This is a genomic window from Paraburkholderia bannensis NBRC 103871, assembly GCF_000685015.1.
Classification (GTDB): Bacteria; Pseudomonadota; Gammaproteobacteria; order Burkholderiales; family Burkholderiaceae; genus Paraburkholderia; species Paraburkholderia bannensis.
The window spans coordinates 109,091-132,815 of record NZ_BAYA01000017.1 but is presented as its reverse complement, the minus strand read 5'-3'; the positions used below and the strand labels follow the sequence as shown (position 1 = coordinate 132,815).

Genomic DNA, 23,725 nt, shown 5'->3' with positions numbered 1-23,725 from the left:
TTTCAGCTATCCTATAACTTTTGGTTAATCGCCCGGCCAGCGGGCGCTCCAGGGGGAAAACGTGCGTTTCAAGCTTCGGCAAATGGAGGTGTTTCGCGCAGTCATGCTCACGGGCTCGATCAACGCAGCGGCGAAAATGCTCTACGTTTCGCAGCCCGCCGTCAGCAAGCTCGTTTCGCATACGGAAACCACGCTGGGGCTGCGCCTGTTCGAGCGCACCAAAGGACGCCTCGTGCCCACGGCGGAAGGCCAGGCGCTGTTTCGCGAAGTCGAACAGGTCTATCAGTCGGCGTTGCGCGTCGACGAATTTGCCCGTGCGCTGGCGCTCGGCCCGGCCAGCCTGCTGCGCGTGGCGTGCAGCCCGTCGCTTGCGACCACGATCGTTGCGCCCGCAATCGTCGAACTCAAGCGCAGGCTGCCGGGACTGCGGGTCGACTGGCACACGACGCTCATGGCCGAAATGCCCATGGAGGTCTTGAGCAAGACCGTAGACGTCGCGGTGACGTCCATGCCGATCGAGCATGAACATCTCGAAGTCGTGCCGTTCATGCGCGGGCGCATGGTCTGCGTGCTGCCGCCCGGTCATTCGCTCGCGGCGCAGGCAAGCATTGCGCTGGCCGACCTCCAGTCGGAGCCCATGATCCTGTTCCGGCGCGACATTCCTTTTGGCACGGTGATCGTGCAGGCCTGCCAGCAGGCCGACGTCGAACTCACATCGGTCGTCGACGTCACGCACGCCGACCAGGCGCTCGCGCTGGTGCGAGGCGGCCTGGGCCTTGCCATCGTTGACGAATTCGCTGCGGTCGGCGTCGATGGCACCGGCCGCAGCGAACGTGCGGACTGCATCGTCCGTCCGCTGGTCGAGTCGCTGGAGATGACCTCGACTTTCGTCTATTCGAAGTTTTCGGCCCCGCCCGCGAGCGCCAGCTTGCTGATGGAAGCGATTCACCGACGCGCCGCGCAGTTGGGACGGGAGGTAGGCAACCCTCCCAGCGGCATAGCCTGACCCGTAGTTTTCCGCTTCTCCCCTCTTACACTCCCCCATCTCTGTGCGCGCGGCACCACCCGGGTGCGCCGCACATCCCAAGTCCCATCGACGGTGCAAGACGGTGCACTCGCGCGCCGCGTCTCCCACGAAAAACCGGCCCTCAGCGGCTGGCATGCTTCATGCATAGTGAACACCATTCAAGTCACTTGAATTTTGTTCATGGTCATTTCACAACTGCATCGAACCGCACGGGAGCCACATGAATAAGCCTTTTCGCACTCTGGTACTGTCGTTGACGGGCGCGCTCGCATTCTGCGCGTCGGTTTCGGGCTGGGCGCAGGACACCGACCTCCTGAATCGCATCAAGAGCAACAAGGAAATCACGATCGCCACCGAGGCGCGTTACGCGCCGTTCGAATACGTCGACAACGGCAAGATCGTCGGCTATGACGCCGACCTGATGCAGTACGTGCTGAAGTCGCTGCCCGACGTCAAGGTCAAGCAACTCGACCTGCCGTTTCAAGGCTTGCTGCCGGGCCTCGACGCCAAGCGCTTCGACATCGTCGTGACCGCCGTGACGGTCAACAAGGATCGCGCCAGCCACTTCGCCTTCACGCTGCCCGTTGCGGACGCAACCACCGGCGTCCTGCTGCGCACCAATGAGACCGCCATCAAGACGCCCGAAGACCTGAACGGCAAGATCGTCGGCTCGCAGACCGGCTCGGCGCAGCTCCAGGCGCTCATCGCGCTCGACAAGAAGCTCAAGGACGCAGGCGGCCCGGGCATCAAGCAGATCAAGCAATACGTCGCATTCGACGAGGCGTATGCCGATCTCGCGGTGGGCCGTCTCGACGCTGTCGCGCAATCGGTGGCCAATCTCGGGCCGCTCATGAAGGCGCGTCCCGGCGTATTCATGGTGATGCCGCAGACCATTGGCCCGAAGAGCTATTTCGCCTGGGTGGCGCGCAAGGACGCGGACAGCGCCGCGCTCGTCAAGCTGTTCAGCGACGGCATTGCCCGCGCCCAGCAGGACGGCACGATGAAGAAGCTCCAGCAGAAGTGGTTCGGCACCACGATGGACGTCCCCGCCGACGCGCTGCCCCAGCCGACGATCTAAGCCATCGAGACGCCATGAACACGCCTGACCTCCTGACCCGCTGCCTCGGCTACCTGCCGCAGTTGCTGGACGGTGCGCTCACCACGCTGTGGCTGTCCGCGGTGGCCGTGCTGTGCGGTTTCTTCGCCGGTATTTTCATCTACATGATGTCGGCGAGCGACAGCCGCCTGTTGTCGCGCGCCGCGCGGGTCTACGTCAGCGTGTTCCGCGGCACGCCGGTGCTCGCGCAGTTGCTGGTGTTTTATTACGTGCCCTCGGCGTTCGGCCTGACGCTGCCCGGCGTGGTTGCGGCGGCGATTGGCCTGTCGCTGAACACGGCCGCGTATCAGTCGCAGGTTCTGGGCGCGGGTTTTCGCGCCATTCCGCGCGGCCAGATCGAAGCGGCGCGCACCTTCAATCTCACGCGACGGCAGACGCTGTGGCACATCGAAGTCCCGCAGGTGGTGGCCATCACGCTGCCCGCGCTGGTGTCCGAAATGATCGACATCGTGAAGGCGTCAGCGGTGATTTCGGTGATTGCCGTGACGGACTTGATGCGCGTGGGCCAGCAACTCGCGTCGTCGACCTATCGCCCGCTCGAAGTCTATACGCTCGCCGCCGTCTTCTATCTGGCGATCACCTCGTTGCTGTCGCTCGCCGCACACGGCTACGAGCGACGCCTCGCCAGGCGCACCTGATGCCGCTACCGGGCCGATATTCATGAACGCGCTACTTTCACTCTTCACGCTTTTCCCGCGCTTCTTCGACGCCATGCTGGTGACGCTCGAAGTGAGCCTGCTTGCCGCCTTGCTCGGCATGATCGGCGGATTTGCGCTCAACACCGTGCGCCTGTGCTTTCCTAAAGCGCTGGCCGTGCCATACAAGATCTACGTATGGCTCGTGCGCGGCATGCCATACCTGTCGCAACTGGTGATCGTCTATTTTGGCCTGCCGGTGCTGGGCCTCACGTTGACCGCGGTGCAAGCCACCATCGTGTCGCTGTCGATCTACGCGGCTGCGTATTTCGCGGAGATCTTTCGTGCGGGCTGGGCCAGCATCCCGCGTGGCCAGATCGAAGCCGCGCGCGCATTCGGCATCGGCCGCTGGGCGGCGTTTCGTGCCATCGAGCTGCCCCAGGTGCTGGCGTTCGCGGTGCCGCTGCTCGCCAACCAGGTCATCCTGGTCATCAAGGAAAGCGCCGTTGCATCGATCATTACGGTGCCCGAACTCACCATGACGGCGAGCGACATCGTCGCCTCGACTTATACGTACATCGGCCCCTACGCAATGCTGATTGTCTGCTACTGGCTGCTGACCCAGGCCGTCGCGCTGGTCGCCTCGCGCGCCGCCGCATCGATTCCCTTTTTGCAGAAGACGTCATGAGCGCACTCCCTATTCTCCAACTCAAGGCGGTCGGCAAGTCCTACGGCCCGACGCGCGTGCTCAAGGGCATCGACCTCGACGTGATGCGCGGCGAGATCGTTTCGCTGATCGGGCCGTCCGGTTCCGGCAAGACGACGGCGCTGCGCTGCATGAACTTTCTCGAAGCCTACGACGAGGGCGAGGTCTGGATCAAAGGCCAGTTGCTCGGCTATCGCTCGGCGGGCCGCAGCGAACGCGATCGCGACAGCGACGCGAGCATCGCCGAAGTCCGCCGCCCGGTGGCGATGGTGTTCCAGCAGTTCAACCTGTGGCCGCATATGACGGTGCTCGCGAACGTCGCCGCGCCGCTCGTGCTGTCCAAGAAGATCGGCAAGGCCGAGGCGCAGCGCAAGGCCCTGGCCGCGCTCCAGCGCGTAGGCCTCGAACACAAGGCCGACGTCTATCCCGCGCGCCTGAGCGGCGGCCAGCAGCAGCGCGTGGGCATTGCGCGCGCGCTCGCCATCGAGCCTGAAGTGATGCTGCTCGACGAGCCGACTTCGGCGCTCGACCCGGAACTCGTCGAAGAAGTGCTCAGCGTGATCCGCTCGCTCGCGCAGGACGGCATGACGATGGTGATGGTCACGCACGAGATGAGCTTCGCCGCGAAGATCTCCGACAAGGTGGTGTTCATGGAGGCGGGCCAGATCGTCGAATCCGGGGCGCCCGCGCAGTTGTTCGGCAATACGCGCACGCCGCGTCTGCAACAGTTCCTGAAGCCGTGGTTCGATCGCAGCCTGTCGCCTTCGCCTGCGCAACTCACCCCTGAAGCCGATCGGAGCCACGCATGATGACGACCGATCTTTACAGCGACAACGCCCGCGCCGTCGCCGCGCATGTCGATGCCGAACGCCTGCTGGAAGCGGTGAAAGCCCTCGCAAGCTTTGGCGCACGCGACGACGGCGGCGTCGACCGCCCTGCGCTTTCGCAGCGCGACCTCGACGCGCGGCGCTATCTGATCGAGCGCGCCACGGCGCTCGGCTGCACCGTCACCACCGATCATTGCGCGAACCTGTTTATCCGGCGTCCGGGCACGGAGCCTCTCGCGCCCGTGATGACCGGCAGCCACGCCGATACGCAACCGAGCGGCGGCAAGCTCGACGGCTGCTACGGCGTGCTAGCGGGTCTCGAATGTATCGAAGCGATGAACGCCGCCGGCATCCAGACGCGCCGGCCGCTGGACGTCGCGATCTGGACAAACGAAGAAGGCACGCGCTTCCAGCCAGGCGCGATGGGATCGAGCGCGTTCGTCGATCCGGCCTTGATGCAGCGCTACCTTAAGGTTGCGGACGCAACCGGTACGACGCTCGCGCAGGCGCTGGAACAGCACGCGCAGACCTTCCCTGCGCTGCCAGCCCGCAGCGAAGCGCAAGCCGCACACGCCTTCATCGAATTGCATATCGAACAAGGCCCGCAGCTCGAAAACGCCGCGTTGCCGCTGGGCATCGTCAGCGGCATCCAGGGCGTGCGCTGGTATGCGGTGACGTGCACGGGCGTGGCCGCTCATGCGGGCACCACGCCCATGCCGGTGCGGCGCGATGCGATGACACTCGCCATCGACGTGCGCGCGCAGATCGATGCGTTCGCGCGCGAACTGGGTCAGGCCGATACCCGCGTGACATTCGGGCGCTGGAGCGTCGCGCCGAATTCGATCAATACGATTCCCGCGTCGGTCACGTTCACGGTCGATTTCCGCCATCCCGACGCGGCCGTCCTCGCGGCATTCGACCAGCGCATTGCGCAATGCACTCAAGGCATGCAACACAGCGACATCACGCTCGAAGCCCTGTTCTCGCACGCGCCCGTCGCTTTCGACAGCGCATTGCTCAAGCGCCTGGGCGAAGCCGCCGCCGCGCTCGAAGCGCCGACGATGACGCTGACCTCGGGCGCATTCCACGACGCCATGTATCTGGCGCGGCACTGTCCGACTGCGATGCTGTTCGTGCCTAGCCGCGACGGTATCAGCCACAACCCGCTCGAACACACCGACGACGATCACCTCGTGCTGGGCACGCGCGCGCTTGCGCACTGCCTGGCCACGCTTTGCAACGAACCTTGACGAAGGAGTCACGATGAGCACCACCCTGATCCACGAACACGCACACGAACACGACCATAGCCACGGCGCGACGCAGGACAACGGCGCCGAAACCGGCATCAACGCCACGCTGACCGAGCCGATCTCCGCCGACGGCACGCCCGAACTGGGCAAGACCTACACGGTGCCCGCGCGCTGCGGCCGCGCCGTGCGCGTGAAGGCCGGCCAGACGATCCGCATTGCGAATCCGCACGGCACCCAGGTCTGCGACACGTGGATTTTCAATGCCGCGCATCTGAACGAATTCCTGTCGTTCGAGCACACGCGCGCGTTCATCGACAAGGTGATTCCGCAGCCGGGCGACCCGCTCGTGACCAATCATCGCCGCCCGATTGCGGAACTGGTCGTCGATACCTCGCCGGGCGTGCACGACACGCTGATCGCCGCCTGCGACCTGTATCGCTACAAGAACCTTGGCGTCGAGGGCTACCACGACAATTGCGCGGACAACATGCGCCTCGCGCTGAAGGCCATCGGCCTGCGCGCGCGCGAAGTGCCGCAACCGTTCAACCTGTGGATGAACATTCCCGTCAAGCCCGATTACACGATCGACTGGCTGCCGCCGGTGTCGAAGGCCGGCGATCACGTCGATATCAAGGCCGTCATGGATTGCGTCGTGGTGATGTCCGCGTGCCCGCAAGATATCATTCCGATCAACGCACTGAACCCGCTCGAAGTCGAGTTCACCGTGCTGGCGTAACTGCCTGACCTTTCCCTTCAACCTGACCGAACGCGCTCCGGTGGCAACCAGAAAAACGTCCTCCTCCACGGGCAGCGGCAAGAGCCGCGCCCCTTCCGGCCCTGCCGCCGCAGCCGCCCAGGCCGCGCCGGGCGCGCCGGCCGATTCGCTCGGCGTGCGCCTGAAGCACGCGCGCATGGTGCACCAGTTGACGCTCAAGGCGCTCGCCGAACAGGCGGGCTGCTCCGAAAGCCTGCTCTCGAAAGTCGAGAGCGGCCGCGCCACGCCGTCGCTCGCGACCTTGCACCGGCTGGCGCTGGCGCTCTCGACCAATATCGCCGCGCTGGTCTCCGGGCCGGACGTCAATACGTCCGCCATCCAGCGCGCCAACGAACGTCCTTCCGTGAGTTTTCCGACCGCGGGCAAGCGCGGCTCGATCAAGCTCGAACGCGTGGTCGTGCCCGCGCCCGGCCAGCTGTTGCAAGGCGATATCCATGTGATCGAGCCGCATACCAGCAGCGACGAGCAGATTTCGCACCTCGGCGAGGAACTGGGCTATGTGATCGAAGGCGAGCTGGAACTGACGCTCGACCAGGAGCGCCACCTGTTGCAGCCCGGCGACTCGTTCTACTTTCCCAGCAACGTGCCGCACAGTTACCGCAATCCGGGCAAGGTCGTCACGCGGGTGTTCTGGGTCAACACGCCGCCCACATTCTAGGAATCCAACGTGTCAGGCACCGACGTCACACAGATGCAGTTGCCGCGCTTTAGCGGCATCCCGACTTTCATGCGCGTGCCTTTCTCCAGCAATCTTGACGCGCTCGACATCGTGCTGGCGGGCGTGCCGTTCGACGGCGGCGTCACCGCGCGTCCCGGCGCGCGCTTTGGCCCGCGCGAGATCCGCAACATGTCGACGATGACGCGCACGACGCATCACGTGACGCGTTTCAATCCCTTCGAAGCGTGCCGGATCGGCGATATCGGCGATGTGCCGTTCACCGACCTCTATCACCTGGAGCGCGCGCACGACGATATCCGGCGCTTCTTCGAGCCGGTCTTCGCGGCGGGCAAGATCGCGTTGAGCGCGGGCGGCGATCACTCGATCACCTATCCGATCTTTCAGGCGCTCGCGCCAAAAGAACCCATCGCGCTGGTGCATATCGACGCGCACACGGATACGTGGGACAGCTTCAAGGGCTCGAAATTCACGCATGGCGCGCCGTTCAGGCGTGCGGTGGAAGCAGGCCTGCTCGACCCGAAGCGCACGATCCAGATTGGCATTCGCGGCGCGCAGAATTCCGACGAAGGCTGGCGCTATTCGATCGAGAGCGGCATGCGCGTGGTGTTCATCGAGGAATTCGATGAGCGCGGCGCGGCGGCGATTGCCGAAGAAGCGCGGCGCGTCGTGGGCGATGCGCCGGTCTATCTGTCGCTCGACGTCGATGGGCTCGATCCCGTTTTCACGCCGGGCACGGGCACGCCGGAAATCGGCGGCCTGTCCACGCGCGAAACGCTTGCGCTGCTACGCGGGCTCGACGGCCTGAACTGGATCGGCGGCGATGTCGTGGAAGTCTCGCCGCCCTACGATCCGAGCGGCAACACGGCGCTCGTCGCCGCCACACTGATGTATGAAATGCTGTGCCTGTTCGCGAAGCGCGCCGGTCATGGCACGCCTGGCGCTCATTCCACGTCGCTATAAACCAGTCCCGCAGGCGCACGTTCGCGTGCGCCATTCGCCAGCTTCTCGCTCAGGCGGCCGATAAAGTCCTGCGCCGTCGCCGTCAACAGGTCTTCGCTGGCGTACGCCAGATACATGCCCGCACGCGGCAGCGCCTCGTCCACCTCAAGCAATCGCACGCGCCCCGCGCGCTCGCGCTCCAGCAGGAATGGCCGCGCGAGCGACGTCCACACGGCGACCGCCTCCATGCGCATGGCCAGGTCGAGATACAGGTTCATCGACGTGCAACGCAGCACCTGTTTCGGCAGCGGCAGGCCGTGGCTCGCGAAAAAGGTCGCGACGAATCCCGCGTCGTCGTCGGGCGCGTCGAGCACGATCCAGGGCAGCGCATGGATTTCGGCGACGCTTAACGTGGTCTTGCCGCCGTACGTGGCGGGAATCGACAGCACCACGTCCAGTTCGTAGAGCCGCACCCATTCAAACGCCGTGGTGCGCGGTTCGCGATACTGCGTGAAGAGGCCGACGTCGATCGTGCCGTCGGCCAGACCATCGGCGATATTTTCCGCGCGCCACTCGATGATTTCAGGCCGCACGCCCGGACGCGCCGCCACCAGTTCCAGCAGCGAATCCGCCAGCGCCCGCGTCGCGGCGGGCGGCGTGACGGCCACGGCCAGGCGGCCCGCCAGCTCGCCACGCGCGGCAGCGGCGTCTTCCAGGATGCGCCCGACTTCGCGCTGTACGACCTGCGTGCGCTTGAGCACCTGATGCGCAAACGGCGTGAGACTCGCGCCGCGCGCCGAGCGCGTCAGCAACGGCACGCCCAGTTCGATCTCCAGCTCGCGAATCGACCGGCTGATGGCGGGCTGGGTCAGGAACAGGCGGCGCGCCGCTTCGTGCACGCTCTTCGCCTCGGCGATGGCGCGCAATGCTTCGAGTTGTCTCAGCTTCACCCGATACCCCGCTCGATGTTCGCTCACGGGGCAGCATAGCAAGCCATAAAACGCGTGAGTTCAGCTATGGCCCGGCAGCGGCGGCTCGACGCCGTCTGGAATCGGGCACACGTACGGCTCCTGCGCGAGACGCTCGTGCAATTCCGTGCGTGCGGCCGCCAGCAGCAGCGGATTCGTGAACAGTTCGAGCGCCGTCGCGGCCATGGTCTTCGACGCGAGCACCATGCCCTTGTGCGCAACTTCGCTCTTGCCCTGCGAGACCCACTGCCACGAATGCGGCGACGTGCCGAATGCAAAGCACGCAGTCATGCACTGCACCGTCGGCGTCACCCAGCTCACGTCGCCCACGTCCGTCGAACCATGCATCTGCGAGGGCCGGTCGTTGTCGAGACCATCGACGCGATCGAACAGCGCCTTCGGCTCGCGCCACGCGGACTGCAACATGCGGCCCGCCATTTCGATCTCTTCGGGGCGCGTGGTGCGATGCATCGCCTCCGCGAACTCCAGTTCGTCGCGCGTATAGGACGGCGCGCCCATTTCGACGAGCTTCGCCTGCATCAACTCGTTGAGCGTGTGATTGCGCAGCAGGTTCGAACAGGCGGAGTGCACCTCGATTTCCAGCTGGCAATCGGTCATCAACGCCGCGCCGCGCGCGATGTTGCAGACGCGCTCGTACAGCTCCTTGACATCGCGGTTGCGCGGCGCGCGGATCATATAGAGCGCGCTCGCATTGGGCTGCACGACGTTGGGCGCGACGCCGCCCGTATCGGTGATCGCATAGTGCACGCGCGCGTCGGGAATCATGTGCTCGCGCAGGAAGTTCGTGCCGATGTTCATGAGTTCGAGCGCATCGAGCGCACTGCGCCCGAGATGCGGCGACGCCCCCGCGTGCGCCGCGACGCCCTTGAAGCGGAAATACGCCTGCTTCACCGCGAGGCTTTCAAGATTCATGACCGTATTGGCGACGCCCGGATGCCACGTGATCGCCGCCGACACATCGTCGAACAGGCCCGCGCGCGTCATGTACGTCTTGCCCCAGCCGCCTTCTTCCGCAGGACAGCCGTAGAAGCGCACGGTGCCTTCGATGCCCGCGCGCTCCAGCGCGTCCTTGACCGCGACCGCCGCGAAATGCGCGGCAGTGCCCAGCAAATGATGGCCGCAGCCGTGGCCGTTGCCGTTGGCGATTTCGCTCGACGGACAGCACGACAGCGCGAGACTCTCCTGGCTCAGCCCGGAGAGCGCGTCGAACTCGCCGAGAATGGCAATCACCGGGCCGCCCGATCCCGCCTCGGCGACAAATGCGGTCGGGATACCGGCCACGCCTTCGCGCACCGAGAAGCCTTCCGATTTGAGCAGCGCAATATGCGCGGCCGCCGACTGCTTCTCGGTATAACCGAGTTCCGCGTATTGCCAGATCGCGTCGGACAGCGTGACGTAACGTTGCTTGCTGCTTTCGATGAAATCGTCGACAAGCTCGATCGACATGGTGTGCTCCTGATTGGAATGACCAGCGTGGTTTTGATGGAATCCGGGCTTCAGAACGTGTGCGTGATGCCCAGCGTGATGCTCGTGAACGTGCGGCCTGGCGCCGTGGAAGGCGAGCCGCTGTCGTAGTTGTAAGTGACGCTCGAATGCGGCCCGTTGCGCATCACGCCCAGACGGCCGTAAAGCGAGGTGCGCTTCGACAGGAAATGGTCGATGCCGAGCGTGCCGCCATAGGCGTAGTCGCCGGAAATCGTCGTATCGCGCATCGCCGCCGAGGCGCGCACGAGATCGACGCCCCACCATTTCTGGATGCCGACCAGATAGAGATTGGCGATTGCGCTGGTCGCGGCCTGCGGCACATAGCGGATATACGCACCCTGCGCGATGAAGGGGCCGACGTCGTAGAGCACGCTGGCGAGATACGTGTCGGTGCGCTTGCCGGGTGCGTCGTTGGCCGTGCTGCTACAGTCGCCGCTCATGCCCGGATCGCACCAGCCCTGCCCGAACGCCGCCGAAATCACGACGCGCCGTCCCGCATACGAAATCATCGCCGAGCGCTGATGCACCGCGGGCCCCGTGTCCTGGTTCTGCTTGAACGAGTAGCTCAGGTCGATGCCGAAGTGGCCAAAGCGCGGCGAGATATAGCGGATCGTGTTGGGCAGTCGGCCGAGCGCGTCGCTGTTCGCGCCAGTGCCCAGATCGGAGGTGCTGAGCAGATAGGTGTACGCCGACTCGTGCGCCGGGCCCAGGAACGGATCGGCGCCAAGCGCCGCCGCACCGCCCGAGGTGTACTGGCGTCCGAACGTCATCTGCCCATAAAACGGATTCTGGACGCCGACATACGACGCGCGGTTGAACATCGACGTCGAATCCTGCATCGATCCCGTGTTGCCCATGAAGCCGCTTTCGAGGCGAAACAGCGTCGTCCAGTTGTCGCCCAGATATTCCTGCCCGTAGAGCCCAAACTTCGACGTCAGCGCGCCGCCCGATTGCAGCCGTGTCACGCCTTGAGAGCCGCCGCGCGTGTAGTTCAGGCCTTCGTCGACGGTGCCGTAGAGCGTGACGAAGGTGCGCTGCGCAGCGACGCCCAACGTCTGCGGGCCAAGCCCCGCGCCCCAGAAAGCGAAGGTCGATTGCATCTGCGAGGCGCTGGCGAAGGCGGTCGTGGACGCGGCGTCGGAAGGTGCGCCCGGTGAGACTTCGGCGAACGCGTGCAGGCAGGTGCCCGTGGAAAGCGCGGCAAACAGCGCGCGCAAAGTGCATTTCATTCAGGAACTCCGCTGGCGTGTGGTCGAAAAGGAAATGCAGATGAACAAAAAGCAGGACGAGCAGCGCCCCGCCGCTCGATTGAGCGAGCGCGCGACAGGACTACGTGTCTGGATTCGACGAGTGAGCCGGGACTGCGGGTTTCAGCGCCCCATCAGGGCCCCATCAGCGCCCGGCGCGCAATGTCATGAGATGCGCCGCCGTTGCTCGGGCAGGCTGGAGATCGCGCAGACGGTGACGACGCCGCACACCATCATGTAAAGCGCGAGCGACATGGGATTGCCGGTTTTCGCGAGCAGCCAGGTGACGACAAGCTGCGCCGTGCCGCCGAACAAGGCCACGCCGATGCTGTAGATCACCGAGAGGCCGCTTGCACGCACGCGCGCCGGAAACATCTCCATGAGCAACAGCAGCAGATGCGCGCCGCCCAGGCTGCTGATCGCCGTGAGCGCGGCGACGATGGCCAGCGCCAGCGGCACGCCCGGATGCGACGTCATGAGCGCAATCGCGGGATAGATCAGCAAGGTCGTGAGCACGACCGACGTCAGCGCGAGCGGCTTGCGCGAGGCCATGCGATCCGCGAGCAGGCCCGAGACAATGCACATCACCGTCATCGTCGCGCCCGACACGCAACCCGCCATCAGCGACAGCGAAGCGGGCAGATGCAGCACGCGCACGAGGAAGGTCGGCATGAAGAACACGATGAGGTACATGCCCACCGTCGCCGCGACGATCGACAGCACGCCGCGCACGATCTTGCTCTTGTGCTCGCCGAAGAGTTCGCCGAGCGGTGCCTGCGCGCCTTGCTCAGGCTCCAGCGTTTCATCCAGATGCGCGCGGATATACAAGCCGACCGGCGCGATCAGCAGCCCCAGCAGGAACGGGATACGCCAGCCCCACGATTCGAGCGACGCCGTATCGAGCGTCGCGTACAGCACGGCCCCGCTGAGCGCGCCCAGCACCGCCGCGCAGCCCTGGCTCGCGCCTTGCCAGCCGATGCGAAAGCCCCGGCTGCCGATGCCGCCCGACTCCATGAGCATGGAGGTCGATGCGCCAATCTCGCCGCCCAGCGAAAAGCCCTGCACCATGCGTGCCCCGACCACCACGAGCGTGCCCCAGGTGCCCGCGCTCGCATAGGTCGGCGCGAACGCGAGACCGAGCGTGCCCACCACCATCAGCGCGATGGTGAGCGTCATCGCCGCCTTGCGGCCGCGCCGGTCGGCAAAGCTGCCGATCACGAGCGCGCCAAGCGGGCGCATGACGAAGCCGATCCCGAAGGTGCCCACCGCCAGCAGCAACGACCCATAGGCGCTATCGGCGGGAAAGAAGAGCTTGCCGATCAGCATGGCGAAGAAGCTGTAGACCGTGAAGTCGTACATCTCCAGCGCATTGCCGATCGAACAGGCAGCGATGGTGCGCACATGCCGGGGTGCCGGCGTCGCGAGTGGGGTGGCGTTCGTCGTAGCCGGCAGGATCAAAGGATTCATAAGAGCGCTCGGGCGTAGGCGTGGGATGAATGAATGTGAGATCGAGTATTCGGTCGTCAAAAACTTCCGCCAAATCACTTTTTATTAGCTCGATAACTTTTATGCATCACTCTGGAAAACGCGCATTGCGCGAGCGCTGGTACGAGACCCTCACCGGGATGGGCTATGCCGTATGGGAAAATAGCCGCCTGACAGCGCTGGACTCGCAGGCCGAATCCGATCGGCAAGCGCGGCTCAGTGCATCAGCAACACAGGAAGGGAGACAGGATGGATAGCGTCGAAAACGCCCGCGCGTTCCTCGCGGTGGCGGAGGTCGGCAGTTTCGCGGGCGCGGCGTTGCGCCTCAATCTCGCGCCGTCGGCGGTGACCAAGCGCGTGAGCGCGCTCGAAAAGGAACTCGGCCTGCTGCTGTTCCAGCGCACCACGCGCAGCCTGCACTTGACCGCTGGCGGGCGCGAGACGATCGTGCGCGCGCGCGAGTTTCTCGCCGCTTACGAGCGCATGATGCGCGGCCCCGACGAAGACGACGGCTCGCGCCTGACCGGGCGTCTGCGCATCAAGGCGCCCTCGTCGTTCACGAATCATTTCCTGGGCGCGATGTTCAACGATTTTTTCCGCGAGCATCCCAAGGTCGATGTCGAGTTGCAGCTGACCAACCGGCCCGTCGATCCCGTGGTCGAGGGCTTCGACTTCGTGATTTCCGGCCTGCCGGTCGCGTACGACGGCGTCGAGGACTTTCCGCTGTTCCCCTTCAAGCGCCTCGTCTACGCGTCGCCCGCGTACCTGGCCCGCCACGGCGAGCCCGCGCATCCGTCCGAACTCGCCACGCACCGCTGCCTGCGCTATTCGTATCTGAATCCGGCCGGCACCTGGAGCTTCGTCGAACCGGGCTCGGGCGGCGTGATCGACGTGGCCGTCAACGGCGCGTTCGCGACCAACGATATCGATGCGATGCACCGCGCGGGCGTCGATGGCCTGGGCATCGCCGTGCTGCCGCGTTACCGTGCGCGCGCCAGCGTCCAGGCGGGCGACCTCGTGCAGATCCTCACGGGCTTCGAGCTGCCGGACTTCTGGGTCAAGGTGCTGCGCCCCGCCGGGCACAGCAATCCGAAGGTGTTCCACGCCCTGCTCGACCATCTGAAGCGCGGCCTGGCCACGCTCGTCGAAGGCGACGGCTACCTGTAGATCCGAGGCATTCCCACGCCTTGCGCCCCCACAGCCCGCGATCCTTTCCGAAAAACACGTTCTGAAGTTCCCGATCGCGGCTGTTTCCGTTTCGCCATTTCACCGACCATCTCGCCGACGGACGCGTTTGGGGCCATGCCCCGCGCGCCGGACACAAAACGGGCGCGCGCCGCGCGACCTGGAACGAGAGGAGACAGCCTTGAGACAGTGGATGGCCTATGTGCCGCTGGCCGTGTGCGCCGCGGCAGCGCACGCGCAGAGCAGCGTGACCTTGTACGGCGCGGTGGACAGCGCGCTCACGTACAGCAGCAACCAGGGCGGCAAGGCCGCGTGGCAGACCTATAGCGGCGGGCGCGCGGGCGACAAGTGGGGCCTGCGCGGCGTCGAGGATCTGGGCGACGACCTCAAGGCGATCTTCGTGCTCGAATCGGGTTTCAGCATCGAAACGGGCGCCGCGCAGCCGGCCAACACGCTGTTCGGACGGCAGGCCTACGTGGGCCTGAGCGGCAGGCTCGGCAATATCTGGCTGGGCCGCCAGTATTCGATGACGAACGATTATTTCGTGCCGCTGAGCACCAGCGTGATGTTCGCGGGCGGGCTGGGCGCGCCGCTCGGCGACATCGACGGCTCGTGGAACTACAACAAGATCAGCAACGTCATCAAGTACGAAACGCCGGTGTGGCACGGCTTGAACGGCAGCGCGATGTTCAGCCTGGGCGGCACGCCCGGCGATTTTTCGCAGAACCGCGTGTACGGCTTTGGCGCACAGTATGCCAACGCGGGCCTGACGATCGCGGCGGCGTACATGAACATGCGCACGCCCGCCACGTCGATCTACGGCGCGACCTCGGCTCCGGTCGCTGGCGCGGCGTTCTCGAACCCGGTGTCCAACCCGATCTTCTCGAACTACGTGAGCGCGGCCAGCCAGCAGGTTGCGGGCGGCGGCGCGCGCTATGTGTGGGGCCGTTCGCAGATCGCGTTTTTGTACGACAACATCCGCTTTCTCGACATCGCGCGCACCGCGTCGAACCCGCACGCGCCCGCCAACGCCGCCTTCAACGACTATCAGCTGACCTACGGCTTCAACCTCACGCCCGCCGTGATGCTGGGTGCGGCGTACCAGTACAGCGTCGCGCCGGGCAGCCGCTATCGCACGGCATCGGTCGGCGGCGCGTACCTGCTGTCGAAAGCGACCTACCTTTATGGCATGGGGATCTGGCAGCACGCTAGCGGCGTCGATTCGACCGGCAAACAGGCAGTCGCCGACCTGTTCGGCCTCTCGCCGTCGAGCACCGCGAACCAGAGCGCGGTGCGCATCGGTTTGCGGCACCTGTTCTAGACAACAAATATCGACCCTGAATCGAGGAGACATTCTGTGAATCCCACCCAGTTCGCGGGCGGCGCACGTCAGATCGGCCAGATCGGCCAGATCGACGTGCAGACCTTCATCGACGAGCGGCCGCTGAGCCGCTTCCAGATCCTCGTGATCGTGCTGTGCTTCCTGACGGTCGCCATCGACGGCATCGATATCGGCCTCGCCGCCTATATCGCGCCCTCGGTGCGCGCCGAATGGGGCCTCACCGTCACGCAGCTCGCGCCGATCTTTCTCTCCGGCCTGGTCGGCATGATGGTCGGCTCGCTGGTGTTTGGCCCGCTCGCCGACCGCTATGGCCGCCGTCCGGTCATGCTGGCTTCGGTGGCGTGCTTCGGCGTGGCGACGCTGGCGAGCCTCGTGGCGACCAACGTCGCGGAGCTATCGGCGCTGCGCGTGCTCGCGGGCATCGGCATTGGCGGCGCGACGCCCACGGCCGTCACGCTGACCGCCGAATTCGTACCCGCGCGCCGCCGCCTCACGCTCATCACGGTGATGCTGTGCGGCAACTCGCTAGGCTCGGCGTTCGGCGGCGTGATCGCGTCGCAGGTGATTCCGCGCTTTGGCTGGCACGCGATGCTGGTGATCGGCGGCGGCGTGCCCTTGCTGCTGCTCGTGGCGCTGTGGGCGCTGCTGCCCGAGTCGATGCGCTACCTCGCGCTGCGCCGCCCCGAGCGTGCAGACGCGCTGTTCGCCCTCGGACAGCGCATCGCGGGCAGTGCGGGCATCGCGGGGGGCGCGCTCGACGCCGCCACGCGCTTCGTCGCGCTCGAATCGCGGCCAGGCCGCGCAGCCGTGCGCGAGTTGCTCGCGCTGCCGTACCGGCGCGGCACGCTGCTCGTCTGGACGACGTTTTTCATGGGCCTTTCCGTGCTGTTCCTGATGGCCAGCTGGTTGCCGACGATCATCACGCACTCGGGCGGATCGATGCGCGCGGCCGCGCTCACCACGGCGCTGTGGTCGGTCGGCGGCACGACGGGCGGCCTGATCATCGGCCGCATCATGGACGGCAGCCAGCCCAGCCGCGTGCTTGGCACGGCGTATCTGTTTGCGTGCGTGGCCATCTGCGTCGTCGGCCAGGCGTATGCCACGCCGCTGGTGGCCGCGCCGTTCGTGTTCGCCGCGGGCATGTGCATCAGCGGCACCCAGGTCGGCATAAACGGCCTCGCCGCGACGCTCTATCCGACGGCGATGCGCGCCACCGGCGTCGCATGGGCGACCGGGATCGGGCGCTTCGGGTCGATGCTGGGGTCGGCCGTGGGCGGCTATCTGCTGTCGTCAGGCTTGAGCTACAGCGTGCTCTTTGCGATTGTCGCGATGCCCGCCGTAGTCGCCGCCGCCTGCATGTTCGCGATGCCGCGCCGCGCGGCGCCTGCGCTCGCCGCACCCGCCGTGTAAAGATTTTTCGATAAACGGAGTGACTCTTATGCCCCTTTCCAGCACCGCGTTCCTTGCGCTCTGGAATGACGTCGATGCCGATGTCGAGGCCGAATACGACCGCTGGCACACGGTCGAGCACGTGCCGGAGCGCGTCGGCATTCCCGGCTTTCTCGCGGGCCGTCGATACCGCTCCGATGCAGCAGAACAGCCGCGCTATTTCACGCTGTATGAAGTGAAGGACGCCGCAGTGTTCGAGTCGGCCGCGTATCGGGACGTGATCGAGCATCCAACGCCGTGGTCGGCCACCATGCGCCCGCGTCTGCGCAATGTGGTGCGCGCGACCTGCGAGACGGTGCAGTCGATGAGCGGCGCGGCGGCGACAGCCGCGATTGCCGCGATTGCGGCGATTGCCTGTGCGCGTTTCTCTTGCGCAGCGGATACGCCGCCGGACGACGCAGCGCTCATCGATGCCTGCCAGCGTATAGCGGGCGTGCGCGCCGTCCATCTGGGCCGCGCGCTGGACTCCGTTCCGCAGGCGTTCCAGCAATGGTCGCAGCACGCCGCGCCCAGCCATGTGCTGCTGATCGAAGGCGACGACGAAGTTTCGTTGCGCGCCTCATTCGCAGCGCTTGAAGCCGCAATCGAGGCGCACGGCCACGCAAGCGAAGCCGCGACGCTCGACGCCTACACGCTCGCCTTCCAGGTCGCCCACGCGCAGGTCGACGACGCGCTGCGGCGCGCGAGCGCCCCACTTTCTCTCGACGCACATTCAGGACATTGAAGATGCAGGCACTGCAAAAAACCACCGCTGCGTTCGGACTCGAACTGCGCGACGTCCCGGCGCCACACGCGCCCGCCAACGGCGAAGTCATCGTCGAAGTCGCCGCCGCGGGCATCTGCGGCAGCGACGTGCATATCTACGACTGGTCGGGTGGCTACGACTTCCTGAAGTCGGCGTTTCCGGTCACCATCGGCCATGAATTTGCGGGCCGCGTGGTCGAGACCGGCGACGGCGTCGGCGCGCTGGCCATCGGCCAGCCGGTGGTCGTGATTCCGTCCGTCGAATGCGGCGTGTGCGAGGCGTGCCGCTCAGGCAGCGTGGACGCCTGCCGCGACCGGCGCGGTATTGGCATGCTGCGCGACGGCGGCTTCGCGCGCACGGTGCGGGTGCCCGCCGCAAACTGCCTGACGCTGCCCGACGACATCGACCTGGGCATTGCGGCCCTGGGCGAGCCGCTCTCGATTGCGATGAGCGCCGTCAAGACCGCCGAAGTCGCAGCGGGCGACCGCGTGCTGGTGATGGGGCCCGGCACGATTGGCCAGGGCATCGCGCTGCTGGCGAGCGTGCGCGGCGCAAACGTCGTGGTGGTGGGTTACGACGATGCGGGCCGCCTCGAAACCGTGCGTGCGCTGGGCATCGAGCACACGTTCGATCTGCGCGAGCACGCACTCGCGGACGTGAAGACGCGCACTGGCATCGACGAATTCGACATCGTCATCGAGGCGACGGGCGTGCCGTCCACGGTGCAGGCCGGACTCGACTGCCTGAAGCCTTCGGGCGTGTTCGTGATATGCGGGATTCACGGCAAGCCGGTCAGCTTCGACGCGGCCAGGCTCGTGCGCAATCGTCACCAGATTCGCGGCACGTATCGCGCGACCCGCGCAACGTGGGCCGAGGTGCGCGACTTCGTGGTCGCGCAACAAGCCCGGTTAGCGCCGATGGTGACGCACCGCCTGCCGCTTGCCGATGCCATCGACGGCTTTGAAATGGCGCGCAACAAGATTGGGTCGAAGATCCTGTTGTTGCCGTAACGGCGGTTTAAAGCCGTTTTAAAGTCGATTTAAACGCACTTCAACACGCTGGCGGTGGAAGGACTTTCCCCGCCAGCCTTGCTTCTCTTCCATATTTCGAATATATTGGAAATATGGAAGAGAAAGATATCGTTCGCGCCCTGGCGGCGCTTGCCCACGAAATGCGCCTGCGCGTGTTCCGCATGCTGGTTGTGGCGGGCCCGGAAGGCCTGACGCCCGGCACGATCGCGGCGCAGCTCGACGTGCCCAACGCCACGCTCTCGTTTCACCTGAAGGAACTGATGGCCGCTGGGCTGGTATCGCAGGAGCGCGACGGGCGAAGCTTGATCTATCGGGCGGCGTACGACCAGATGAACGCGGTGCTCGGTTTCCTGACCGAGAACTGTTGCCAGGGACAGGCTTGCCTTCCACCTGGTACGGACTCCTGCCAATGCTGATCGGGAAGATCGCCTAAGTGCACCAAGTGCACGAGGCGCACCCAGTGAAACTGCCAACCATGACCACCAACGTACTCATTCTCTGCACCCACAATTCGGCGCGCAGCGTACTCGCCGAAGGCATGCTGAACCACTGGGCGAAGAAACTGGGCAAGGACGTGCGCGCGTTCAGCGCAGGCAGCGCGCCGAGTGGCCGCCTCAATCCGTTCGCACTCGAAGCGCTGACCAATGCCGGCGTCGATACGCAAGGTTATGCGAGCAAGAGCTGGGACGCATTCGCCCAGGACGGCGCACCGCCCATGCGCATCGTCATTACGGTGTGCGACAGCGCGGCCGCCGAAGCGTGTCCGTTCTGGCCCGGCAGCCCGGTCAAGGTGCACTGGGGCTACGCCGATCCGTCGAACGCCCCGGGCGGCGACGCAGGCAAGCGCCAGGTATTCGAACTCACTCGCCAGGCCATCGGCTATCGCATGCTGCAACTGCTTGCGCTGCCGCTCGACCGGCTAGAGAACGCTGAGCTTCAGCAGGCGCTCGACGGCATCCTGCAAAGCTGATTTCATTCATCGAGTCGCCGCATGAACACCCCCAACATGGCTGCTGCACGCAAGGCAGCGTCGAAACCGGCCATGAGCTTCTTCGAGCGTTACCTGAGCGTCTGGGTCGCGCTGTGCATCGTCGTCGGCATCGTGCTCGGCCAGTTGCTGCCTGGCGTCTTTCAGGCGATCGGCCGCATGGAGTACGCCCAGGTCAACCTGCCGGTCGGGCTGCTGATCTGGGTGATGATCGTCCCCATGCTGGTCAAGGTCGATTTCCGCGCGTTGCATGAAGTGCGCCGGCACGTCAGGGGAATCGGCGTCACGCTGTTCGTCAACTGGCTCGTCAAGCCCTTCACGATGGCGTTGCTGGCGTGGCTCTTCGTCAAGCACCTGTTTGCGCCGATGCTGCCCGCCGCGCAGCTCGACAGCTATGTGGCCGGGCTGATCCTGCTGGCCGCCGCGCCCTGCACGGCGATGGTGTTCGTCTGGAGCCGCCTGACCGGTGGCGACCCGCTCTTCACGCTCTCGCAGGTCGCGCTCAACGACAGCATCATGATCATTGCGTTCGCGCCGCTCGTCGGCCTGCTGCTCGGCATGTCCGCGATCAGCGTGCCGTGGGCGACGCTGCTCACTTCGGTCGCGCTCTACATCGTGATTCCGGTCGTGCTCGCCCAGCTCCTGCGCAAGGCGCTGCTCGCACGCGGCGAGGCGGCGTTCGAAGCCGCGATGGCAAAGACCGGCCCGTGGTCGATCGCCGCGCTGCTCGCAACCCTGGTGCTCCTGTTCGCCTTCCAGGGCGAGGCCATCCTGAAGCAGCCGCTGGTCATCGCGCTCCTTGCGGTGCCCATCCTGATCCAGGTGTTCTTCAATTCGGCGCTGGCGTACTGGCTCAATCGCGCGGTCGGCGAAAAGCACAGCATTGCCTGCCCCTCTGCGCTGATCGGCGCGTCGAACTTCTTCGAGCTGGCCGTCGCCACGGCCATCGGCCTGTTCGGTTTCAACTCGGGGGCGGCGCTGGCCACGGTCGTCGGCGTGCTGGTCGAAGTGCCGGTCATGCTGCTCGTGGTGCGTCTCGTGAACCGGTCGAAGGACTGGTACGAATGCACCTGAACGTTACGGAAGCCATGCAATGAGCGAAGCCATCAGCCGCCCCCATCCTCACCATCATCACCGTCCGGACGACGCAACGTCGCGCGATACCCATCTCATGCCCGATCCCATGGCCAACCTCATACCCGACCTCATGGCCGACCTTCCGCAGGTCGATCCGGCGCTGTTCGATGTGCCCGCCCAGCAACGCCTGCAGGCAACGCCCGCCTCGTCGCATCCGGTCAGGATCCTGCTGCTCTATGGTTCGCTGCGCGAGCGTTCGTTCAGCCGCCTGCTGAGCGAAGAGGCCGCGCGCCTGCTCACGGCGATGGGCGCCGAGGTTCGCACCTTCAACCCGAGCGGCCTGCCCTTGCCCGACGACGCGCCCGACACGCACCCCAAGGTCGCCGAGCTGCGCGAACTGGTGCTGTGGTCGGAAGGCATGGTCTGGTGCTCGCCGGAGCGCCACGGCGCGATGACCGGCATCATGAAGGCGCAGATCGACTGGATTCCGCTGTCCGTGGGCGCGGTGCGGCCGACTCAGGGCAAGACGCTCGCGGTGATGCAGGTCAGCGGCGGCTCGCAATCGTTCAATGCGGTCAACCAGATGCGCGTGCTCGGACGATGGATGAGGATGCTGACCATCCCGAACCAGTCGTCGGTGGCCAAGGCGTTCATGGAGTTCGACGACGCCGGGCGCATGAAGCCATCGGCGTATTTCGACCGGGTCGTGGACGTGATGGAAGAACTGGTGAAGTTCACGTTGCTCACGCGCGACATCGGCCCCTATCTCGTCGATCGCTACAGCGAACGCAAGGAAAGCGCCGAGGCACTGATGAAGCGCGTGAACCAGGCCAGCATCTGATACCTGGCCGCGTCGGCGGCCTATTCCACCGTCACCGACTTGGCGAGATTGCGCGGTTTGTCGATATCGGTGCCGCGCAGGCAGGCCACGTGATACGCGAGCATCTGCATGACCAGCACATGCAGCAACGGCGAAAGCACGCCATACCACCGCGGAAGATGGATCACGCGCATCCCTTGCGCACCCATTAGTTCGGTATCCAAATCAGCCAGCACATATAGCTGTCCGCCGCGCGCGCGCACTTCTTCCATGTTCGATTTCAGCTTGTGCAACAGCGCGTCGTTCGGCGCGGTCACGATGACCGGCATGGCGCGCGTCACGAGCGCGAGCGGGCCGTGCTTGAGTTCGCCTGCCGGGTAGCCTTCCGCGTGGATGTACGAGATTTCCTTGAGCTTGAGCGCGCCTTCGAGCGCAATCGGATAGTGCGTGCCGCGCCCCAGATACAGCACGTGTTCCGATTTGCGCAGCGCTTCGGCCCAGGCCATGACCTCGGGTTCGCGCGCGAGCACGTCGCGCATTGCGTCGGGCAGCGCATCGAGCTTGCGCATCTGCGTGGCGGCCTCGGCGTCGCTGATATGGCCGCGCTGCCTGCCGATCTGGATGGCCAGCGCGAACAGCGCGACAAGCTGCGTGGTGAACGCCTTGGTCGAGGCGACGCCCACTTCCACGCCCGCTTCGGTGATGAACGACCAGCGGCTTTGCCGCACCATCGCACTGCCCGCGACGTTGCAGATCGTCAGCGTGCGGTCTTCACCCGCCGCCTGCGCGTAGCGCAGCGCGGCCAGCGTGTCGGCGGTTTCGCCCGACTGCGAGACCGGCACCACGAGCGTCCCGCCGCGCCGCACGTGATCGCGGTAACGGTATTCGCTGGCGATTTCGGCGCGCGCCGTGACGCCCGCGAAATGCTCGAACCAGCCGCAGGCCGTGAGCGCCGCGTAGTGGCTCGTGCCGCAGCCCAGCAACAGCACGTGTTCGATATCGGCCAGTTCTGCGGGCTCGGGCATGGCGGCCTGTTGCTCGCCGCGCCCAAGGAGCGTCGCGACCGTGCGCGCCACGGCCACCGGCTGCTCGAAAATCTCCTTCTGCATGAAATGGCGATAGGCGCCCAGTTCCGCGTCCCACGCGGCGCGCTGCATGGCGATCTCGCGCCGCTCGACCGGCTGGCCCTCGCGGTCGATCACCTGCACGCGGCGGCCCTCGATATCGACGAGATCGCCTTCCTCCAGGTACACGAAGCGCTCGGCGCAGCCCGATAGCGCGAACGTATCCGACGCGAGGAACGCGCCCTGCGCCCCCATGCCAATCACGAGCGGCGAACCCTGACGCGCGCCGATCACGCGTTCCGGTTCGTCGCGGCACATCACCGCGATCGCGTAAGCGCCTTGCAGCAGGCGCGCGGCGTTCTGCACGGCGGCAAGGATGTCGCCGCGATAGTGTTCGTGGATCAGGTGCGCGATGACCTCGGTGTCGGTCTGGCTGCTGAACGTATAGCCCTTGTTTCGCAGCGCCTGGCGCAACTGCTCGTGATTTTCGATGATGCCGTTATGGACGACGGCAATCTGTTCGCCGGAAAAGATCGGATGCGCGTTGTCGATCACGGGCATGCCGTGCGTCGCCCAGCGCGTGTGGGCAATGCCGGTCGGGCCGTCCAGCGCTTCGGCGCGCGCATCTTCCGCGAGCGCGCAGACACGCGCGAGCGTGCGTACGCGCCGCGCTTCGCCACGTTGCAGCACGGCGACGCCGCATGAGTCATAACCGCGATATTCGAGTCGCCTGAGGCCCTCCAGCAACGCAGGAACGATATTCTGTCGCGCAACGCCCGCTACGATTCCGCACATGACTGCCTCCGCTTGCCTGGTCGTTTACCGGGGATGTCCGGCACTCAATCCGCACTGCAATTCGT

Annotated in this window: 23 protein-coding genes; 18 read left to right on the top strand and 5 right to left on the bottom strand. The window is 65.6% G+C overall.

The window, feature by feature from the left end; translation table 11 throughout:
• The first annotated feature begins 61 nt into the window (after positions 1–61).
• The 9 genes from BBA01S_RS42665 to speB all read left to right on the top strand — a co-directional run bounded on the left by BBA01S_RS42665 (position 62) and on the right by speB (position 7,979).
• Positions 62–1,006: a LysR family transcriptional regulator gene (locus BBA01S_RS42665; protein WP_052391879.1), complete on the top strand. Its 945-nt coding sequence runs from the start codon at positions 62–64 to the stop codon at positions 1,004–1,006.
• 241 nt (positions 1,007–1,247) lie between these two features.
• The gene (locus BBA01S_RS24955; RefSeq protein ID WP_027818825.1) at positions 1,248–2,105 is read left to right on the top strand and encodes a transporter substrate-binding domain-containing protein; all 858 of its coding nucleotides are present in this window, start codon (positions 1,248–1,250) and stop codon (positions 2,103–2,105) included.
• A 14-nt stretch (positions 2,106–2,119) separates the two neighbouring features.
• Positions 2,120–2,782: an amino acid ABC transporter permease gene (locus BBA01S_RS24950; protein ID WP_027818824.1), complete on the top strand. Its 663-nt coding sequence runs from the start codon at positions 2,120–2,122 to the stop codon at positions 2,780–2,782.
• Between the two features lie 22 nt (positions 2,783–2,804).
• Positions 2,805–3,467 carry an amino acid ABC transporter permease gene (locus BBA01S_RS24945; RefSeq protein ID WP_027818823.1) on the top strand — a complete coding sequence of 221 codons (663 nt, stop codon included), beginning with the start codon at positions 2,805–2,807 and terminating at the stop codon, positions 3,465–3,467.
• Positions 3,464–4,294, top strand: coding sequence for an amino acid ABC transporter ATP-binding protein (locus tag BBA01S_RS24940; protein WP_027818822.1), 831 nt, complete (start codon positions 3,464–3,466; stop codon positions 4,292–4,294). The genes BBA01S_RS24945 and BBA01S_RS24940 overlap by 4 nt, the downstream gene beginning before the upstream one ends.
• Positions 4,291–5,562: a M20 family metallo-hydrolase gene (locus tag BBA01S_RS24935; protein WP_027818821.1), complete on the top strand. Its 1,272-nt coding sequence runs from the start codon at positions 4,291–4,293 to the stop codon at positions 5,560–5,562. Before BBA01S_RS24940 ends, BBA01S_RS24935 begins: the two co-directional genes overlap by 4 nt.
• Before the next feature lie 13 nt (positions 5,563–5,575).
• Positions 5,576–6,301, top strand: a complete 726-nt coding sequence (locus BBA01S_RS24930; protein WP_027818820.1) for a DUF1989 domain-containing protein — start codon at positions 5,576–5,578, stop codon at positions 6,299–6,301.
• Between the two features lie 40 nt (positions 6,302–6,341).
• On the top strand, positions 6,342–6,998 hold the full coding sequence (locus BBA01S_RS24925) for a cupin domain-containing protein (protein WP_245641575.1): 657 nt from the start codon (positions 6,342–6,344) through the stop codon (positions 6,996–6,998).
• Between the two features lie 33 nt (positions 6,999–7,031).
• On the top strand, positions 7,032–7,979 hold the full coding sequence (gene speB / locus BBA01S_RS24920) for an agmatinase (protein WP_407668336.1): 948 nt from the start codon (positions 7,032–7,034) through the stop codon (positions 7,977–7,979).
• Here speB and BBA01S_RS42660 read toward each other — a convergent pair.
• From BBA01S_RS42660 to BBA01S_RS24900, 4 genes are all read right to left on the bottom strand, one after another.
• Positions 7,961–8,908, bottom strand: coding sequence for a LysR family transcriptional regulator (locus BBA01S_RS42660; RefSeq protein ID WP_027818817.1), 948 nt, complete (start codon positions 8,906–8,908; stop codon positions 7,961–7,963). The genes speB and BBA01S_RS42660 overlap by 19 nt on opposite strands.
• A 60-nt stretch (positions 8,909–8,968) precedes the next feature.
• Complete coding sequence (locus BBA01S_RS24910) at positions 8,969–10,393, bottom strand: M20 family metallopeptidase (RefSeq protein ID WP_027818816.1); 1,425 nt, start codon at positions 10,391–10,393, stop codon at positions 8,969–8,971.
• A gap of 50 nt (positions 10,394–10,443) precedes the next feature.
• A complete protein-coding gene (locus BBA01S_RS24905) occupies positions 10,444–11,661 on the bottom strand; it encodes a porin (RefSeq protein ID WP_027818815.1) in 1,218 nt (405 codons plus the stop codon).
• A 183-nt stretch (positions 11,662–11,844) separates the two neighbouring features.
• On the bottom strand, positions 11,845–13,146 hold the full coding sequence (locus tag BBA01S_RS24900) for an MFS transporter (protein ID WP_027818814.1): 1,302 nt from the start codon (positions 13,144–13,146) through the stop codon (positions 11,845–11,847).
• Between the two features lie 267 nt (positions 13,147–13,413).
• Between BBA01S_RS24900 and BBA01S_RS24895 the strand changes: the two genes are divergently transcribed.
• The 9 genes from BBA01S_RS24895 (at position 13,414) to arsH (ending at position 21,822) form a co-directional block, all read left to right on the top strand.
• A complete protein-coding gene (locus tag BBA01S_RS24895; RefSeq protein ID WP_027818813.1) occupies positions 13,414–14,331 on the top strand; it encodes a LysR family transcriptional regulator in 918 nt (305 codons plus the stop codon).
• A gap of 199 nt (positions 14,332–14,530) precedes the next feature.
• On the top strand, positions 14,531–15,670 hold the full coding sequence (locus tag BBA01S_RS24890) for a porin (RefSeq protein WP_156966069.1): 1,140 nt from the start codon (positions 14,531–14,533) through the stop codon (positions 15,668–15,670).
• 36 nt (positions 15,671–15,706) lie between these two features.
• Complete coding sequence (locus BBA01S_RS24885; RefSeq protein ID WP_245641574.1) at positions 15,707–17,101, top strand: MFS transporter; 1,395 nt, start codon at positions 15,707–15,709, stop codon at positions 17,099–17,101.
• Between the two features lie 28 nt (positions 17,102–17,129).
• Positions 17,130–17,864, top strand: coding sequence for a DUF4286 family protein (locus tag BBA01S_RS45280; protein WP_052391878.1), 735 nt, complete (start codon positions 17,130–17,132; stop codon positions 17,862–17,864).
• A 2-nt stretch (positions 17,865–17,866) separates the two neighbouring features.
• A complete protein-coding gene (locus BBA01S_RS24875; RefSeq protein ID WP_027818810.1) occupies positions 17,867–18,895 on the top strand; it encodes a zinc-dependent alcohol dehydrogenase in 1,029 nt (342 codons plus the stop codon).
• Between the two features lie 113 nt (positions 18,896–19,008).
• On the top strand, positions 19,009–19,332 hold the full coding sequence (locus BBA01S_RS24870) for an ArsR/SmtB family transcription factor (RefSeq protein ID WP_027818809.1): 324 nt from the start codon (positions 19,009–19,011) through the stop codon (positions 19,330–19,332).
• A 59-nt stretch (positions 19,333–19,391) separates the two neighbouring features.
• Positions 19,392–19,886 (top strand): arsenate reductase ArsC, encoded by a 495-nt coding sequence (locus tag BBA01S_RS24865; RefSeq protein WP_027818808.1) that lies wholly within the window; start codon positions 19,392–19,394, stop codon positions 19,884–19,886.
• A gap of 21 nt (positions 19,887–19,907) precedes the next feature.
• Entirely contained in the window at positions 19,908–20,978 is a 1,071-nt protein-coding gene (arsB, locus tag BBA01S_RS24860) for an ACR3 family arsenite efflux transporter (protein WP_027818807.1), read from the top strand.
• Positions 20,979–21,087: 109 nt separating this feature from the next.
• Positions 21,088–21,822 (top strand): arsenical resistance protein ArsH, encoded by a 735-nt coding sequence (gene arsH / locus BBA01S_RS24855; RefSeq protein ID WP_407668335.1) that lies wholly within the window; start codon positions 21,088–21,090, stop codon positions 21,820–21,822.
• 20 nt (positions 21,823–21,842) lie between these two features.
• Here the strand turns inward: arsH and glmS are convergent, their stop codons facing one another.
• A complete protein-coding gene (gene glmS, locus BBA01S_RS24850; RefSeq protein ID WP_027818805.1) occupies positions 21,843–23,660 on the bottom strand; it encodes a glutamine--fructose-6-phosphate transaminase (isomerizing) in 1,818 nt (605 codons plus the stop codon).
• Between the last annotated feature and the right edge of the window lie 65 nt (positions 23,661–23,725).

Excerpts from the sequence above, each read along its gene's own strand:
- glmS (WP_027818805.1), bottom strand. The coding sequence starts at position 23,660 with ATGTGCGGAATCGTAGCGGGCGTTGCGCGACAGAATATCGTTCCTGCG.
- BBA01S_RS24935 (WP_027818821.1), top strand. The coding sequence starts at position 4,291 with ATGATGACGACCGATCTTTACAGCGACAACGCCCGCGCCGTCGCCGCG.
- arsB (WP_027818807.1), top strand. The coding sequence starts at position 19,908 with ATGAACACCCCCAACATGGCTGCTGCACGCAAGGCAGCGTCGAAACCG.
- BBA01S_RS24875 (WP_027818810.1), top strand. The coding sequence starts at position 17,867 with ATGCAGGCACTGCAAAAAACCACCGCTGCGTTCGGACTCGAACTGCGC.
- BBA01S_RS24900 (WP_027818814.1), bottom strand. The coding sequence starts at position 13,146 with ATGAATCCTTTGATCCTGCCGGCTACGACGAACGCCACCCCACTCGCG.
- BBA01S_RS24905 (WP_027818815.1), bottom strand. The coding sequence starts at position 11,661 with ATGAAATGCACTTTGCGCGCGCTGTTTGCCGCGCTTTCCACGGGCACC.
- BBA01S_RS24895 (WP_027818813.1), top strand. The coding sequence starts at position 13,414 with ATGGATAGCGTCGAAAACGCCCGCGCGTTCCTCGCGGTGGCGGAGGTC.
- speB (WP_407668336.1), top strand. The coding sequence starts at position 7,032 with ATGCAGTTGCCGCGCTTTAGCGGCATCCCGACTTTCATGCGCGTGCCT.
- BBA01S_RS24930 (WP_027818820.1), top strand. The coding sequence starts at position 5,576 with ATGAGCACCACCCTGATCCACGAACACGCACACGAACACGACCATAGC.
- BBA01S_RS24870 (WP_027818809.1), top strand. The coding sequence starts at position 19,009 with ATGGAAGAGAAAGATATCGTTCGCGCCCTGGCGGCGCTTGCCCACGAA.
- BBA01S_RS45280 (WP_052391878.1), top strand. The coding sequence starts at position 17,130 with ATGCCCCTTTCCAGCACCGCGTTCCTTGCGCTCTGGAATGACGTCGAT.
- BBA01S_RS24910 (WP_027818816.1), bottom strand. The coding sequence starts at position 10,393 with ATGTCGATCGAGCTTGTCGACGATTTCATCGAAAGCAGCAAGCAACGT.
- BBA01S_RS24945 (WP_027818823.1), top strand. The coding sequence starts at position 2,805 with ATGAACGCGCTACTTTCACTCTTCACGCTTTTCCCGCGCTTCTTCGAC.
- BBA01S_RS24865 (WP_027818808.1), top strand. The coding sequence starts at position 19,392 with ATGACCACCAACGTACTCATTCTCTGCACCCACAATTCGGCGCGCAGC.
- BBA01S_RS24955 (WP_027818825.1), top strand. The coding sequence starts at position 1,248 with ATGAATAAGCCTTTTCGCACTCTGGTACTGTCGTTGACGGGCGCGCTC.
- BBA01S_RS24950 (WP_027818824.1), top strand. The coding sequence starts at position 2,120 with ATGAACACGCCTGACCTCCTGACCCGCTGCCTCGGCTACCTGCCGCAG.
- BBA01S_RS24940 (WP_027818822.1), top strand. The coding sequence starts at position 3,464 with ATGAGCGCACTCCCTATTCTCCAACTCAAGGCGGTCGGCAAGTCCTAC.
- arsH (WP_407668335.1), top strand. The coding sequence starts at position 21,088 with ATGGCCAACCTCATACCCGACCTCATGGCCGACCTTCCGCAGGTCGAT.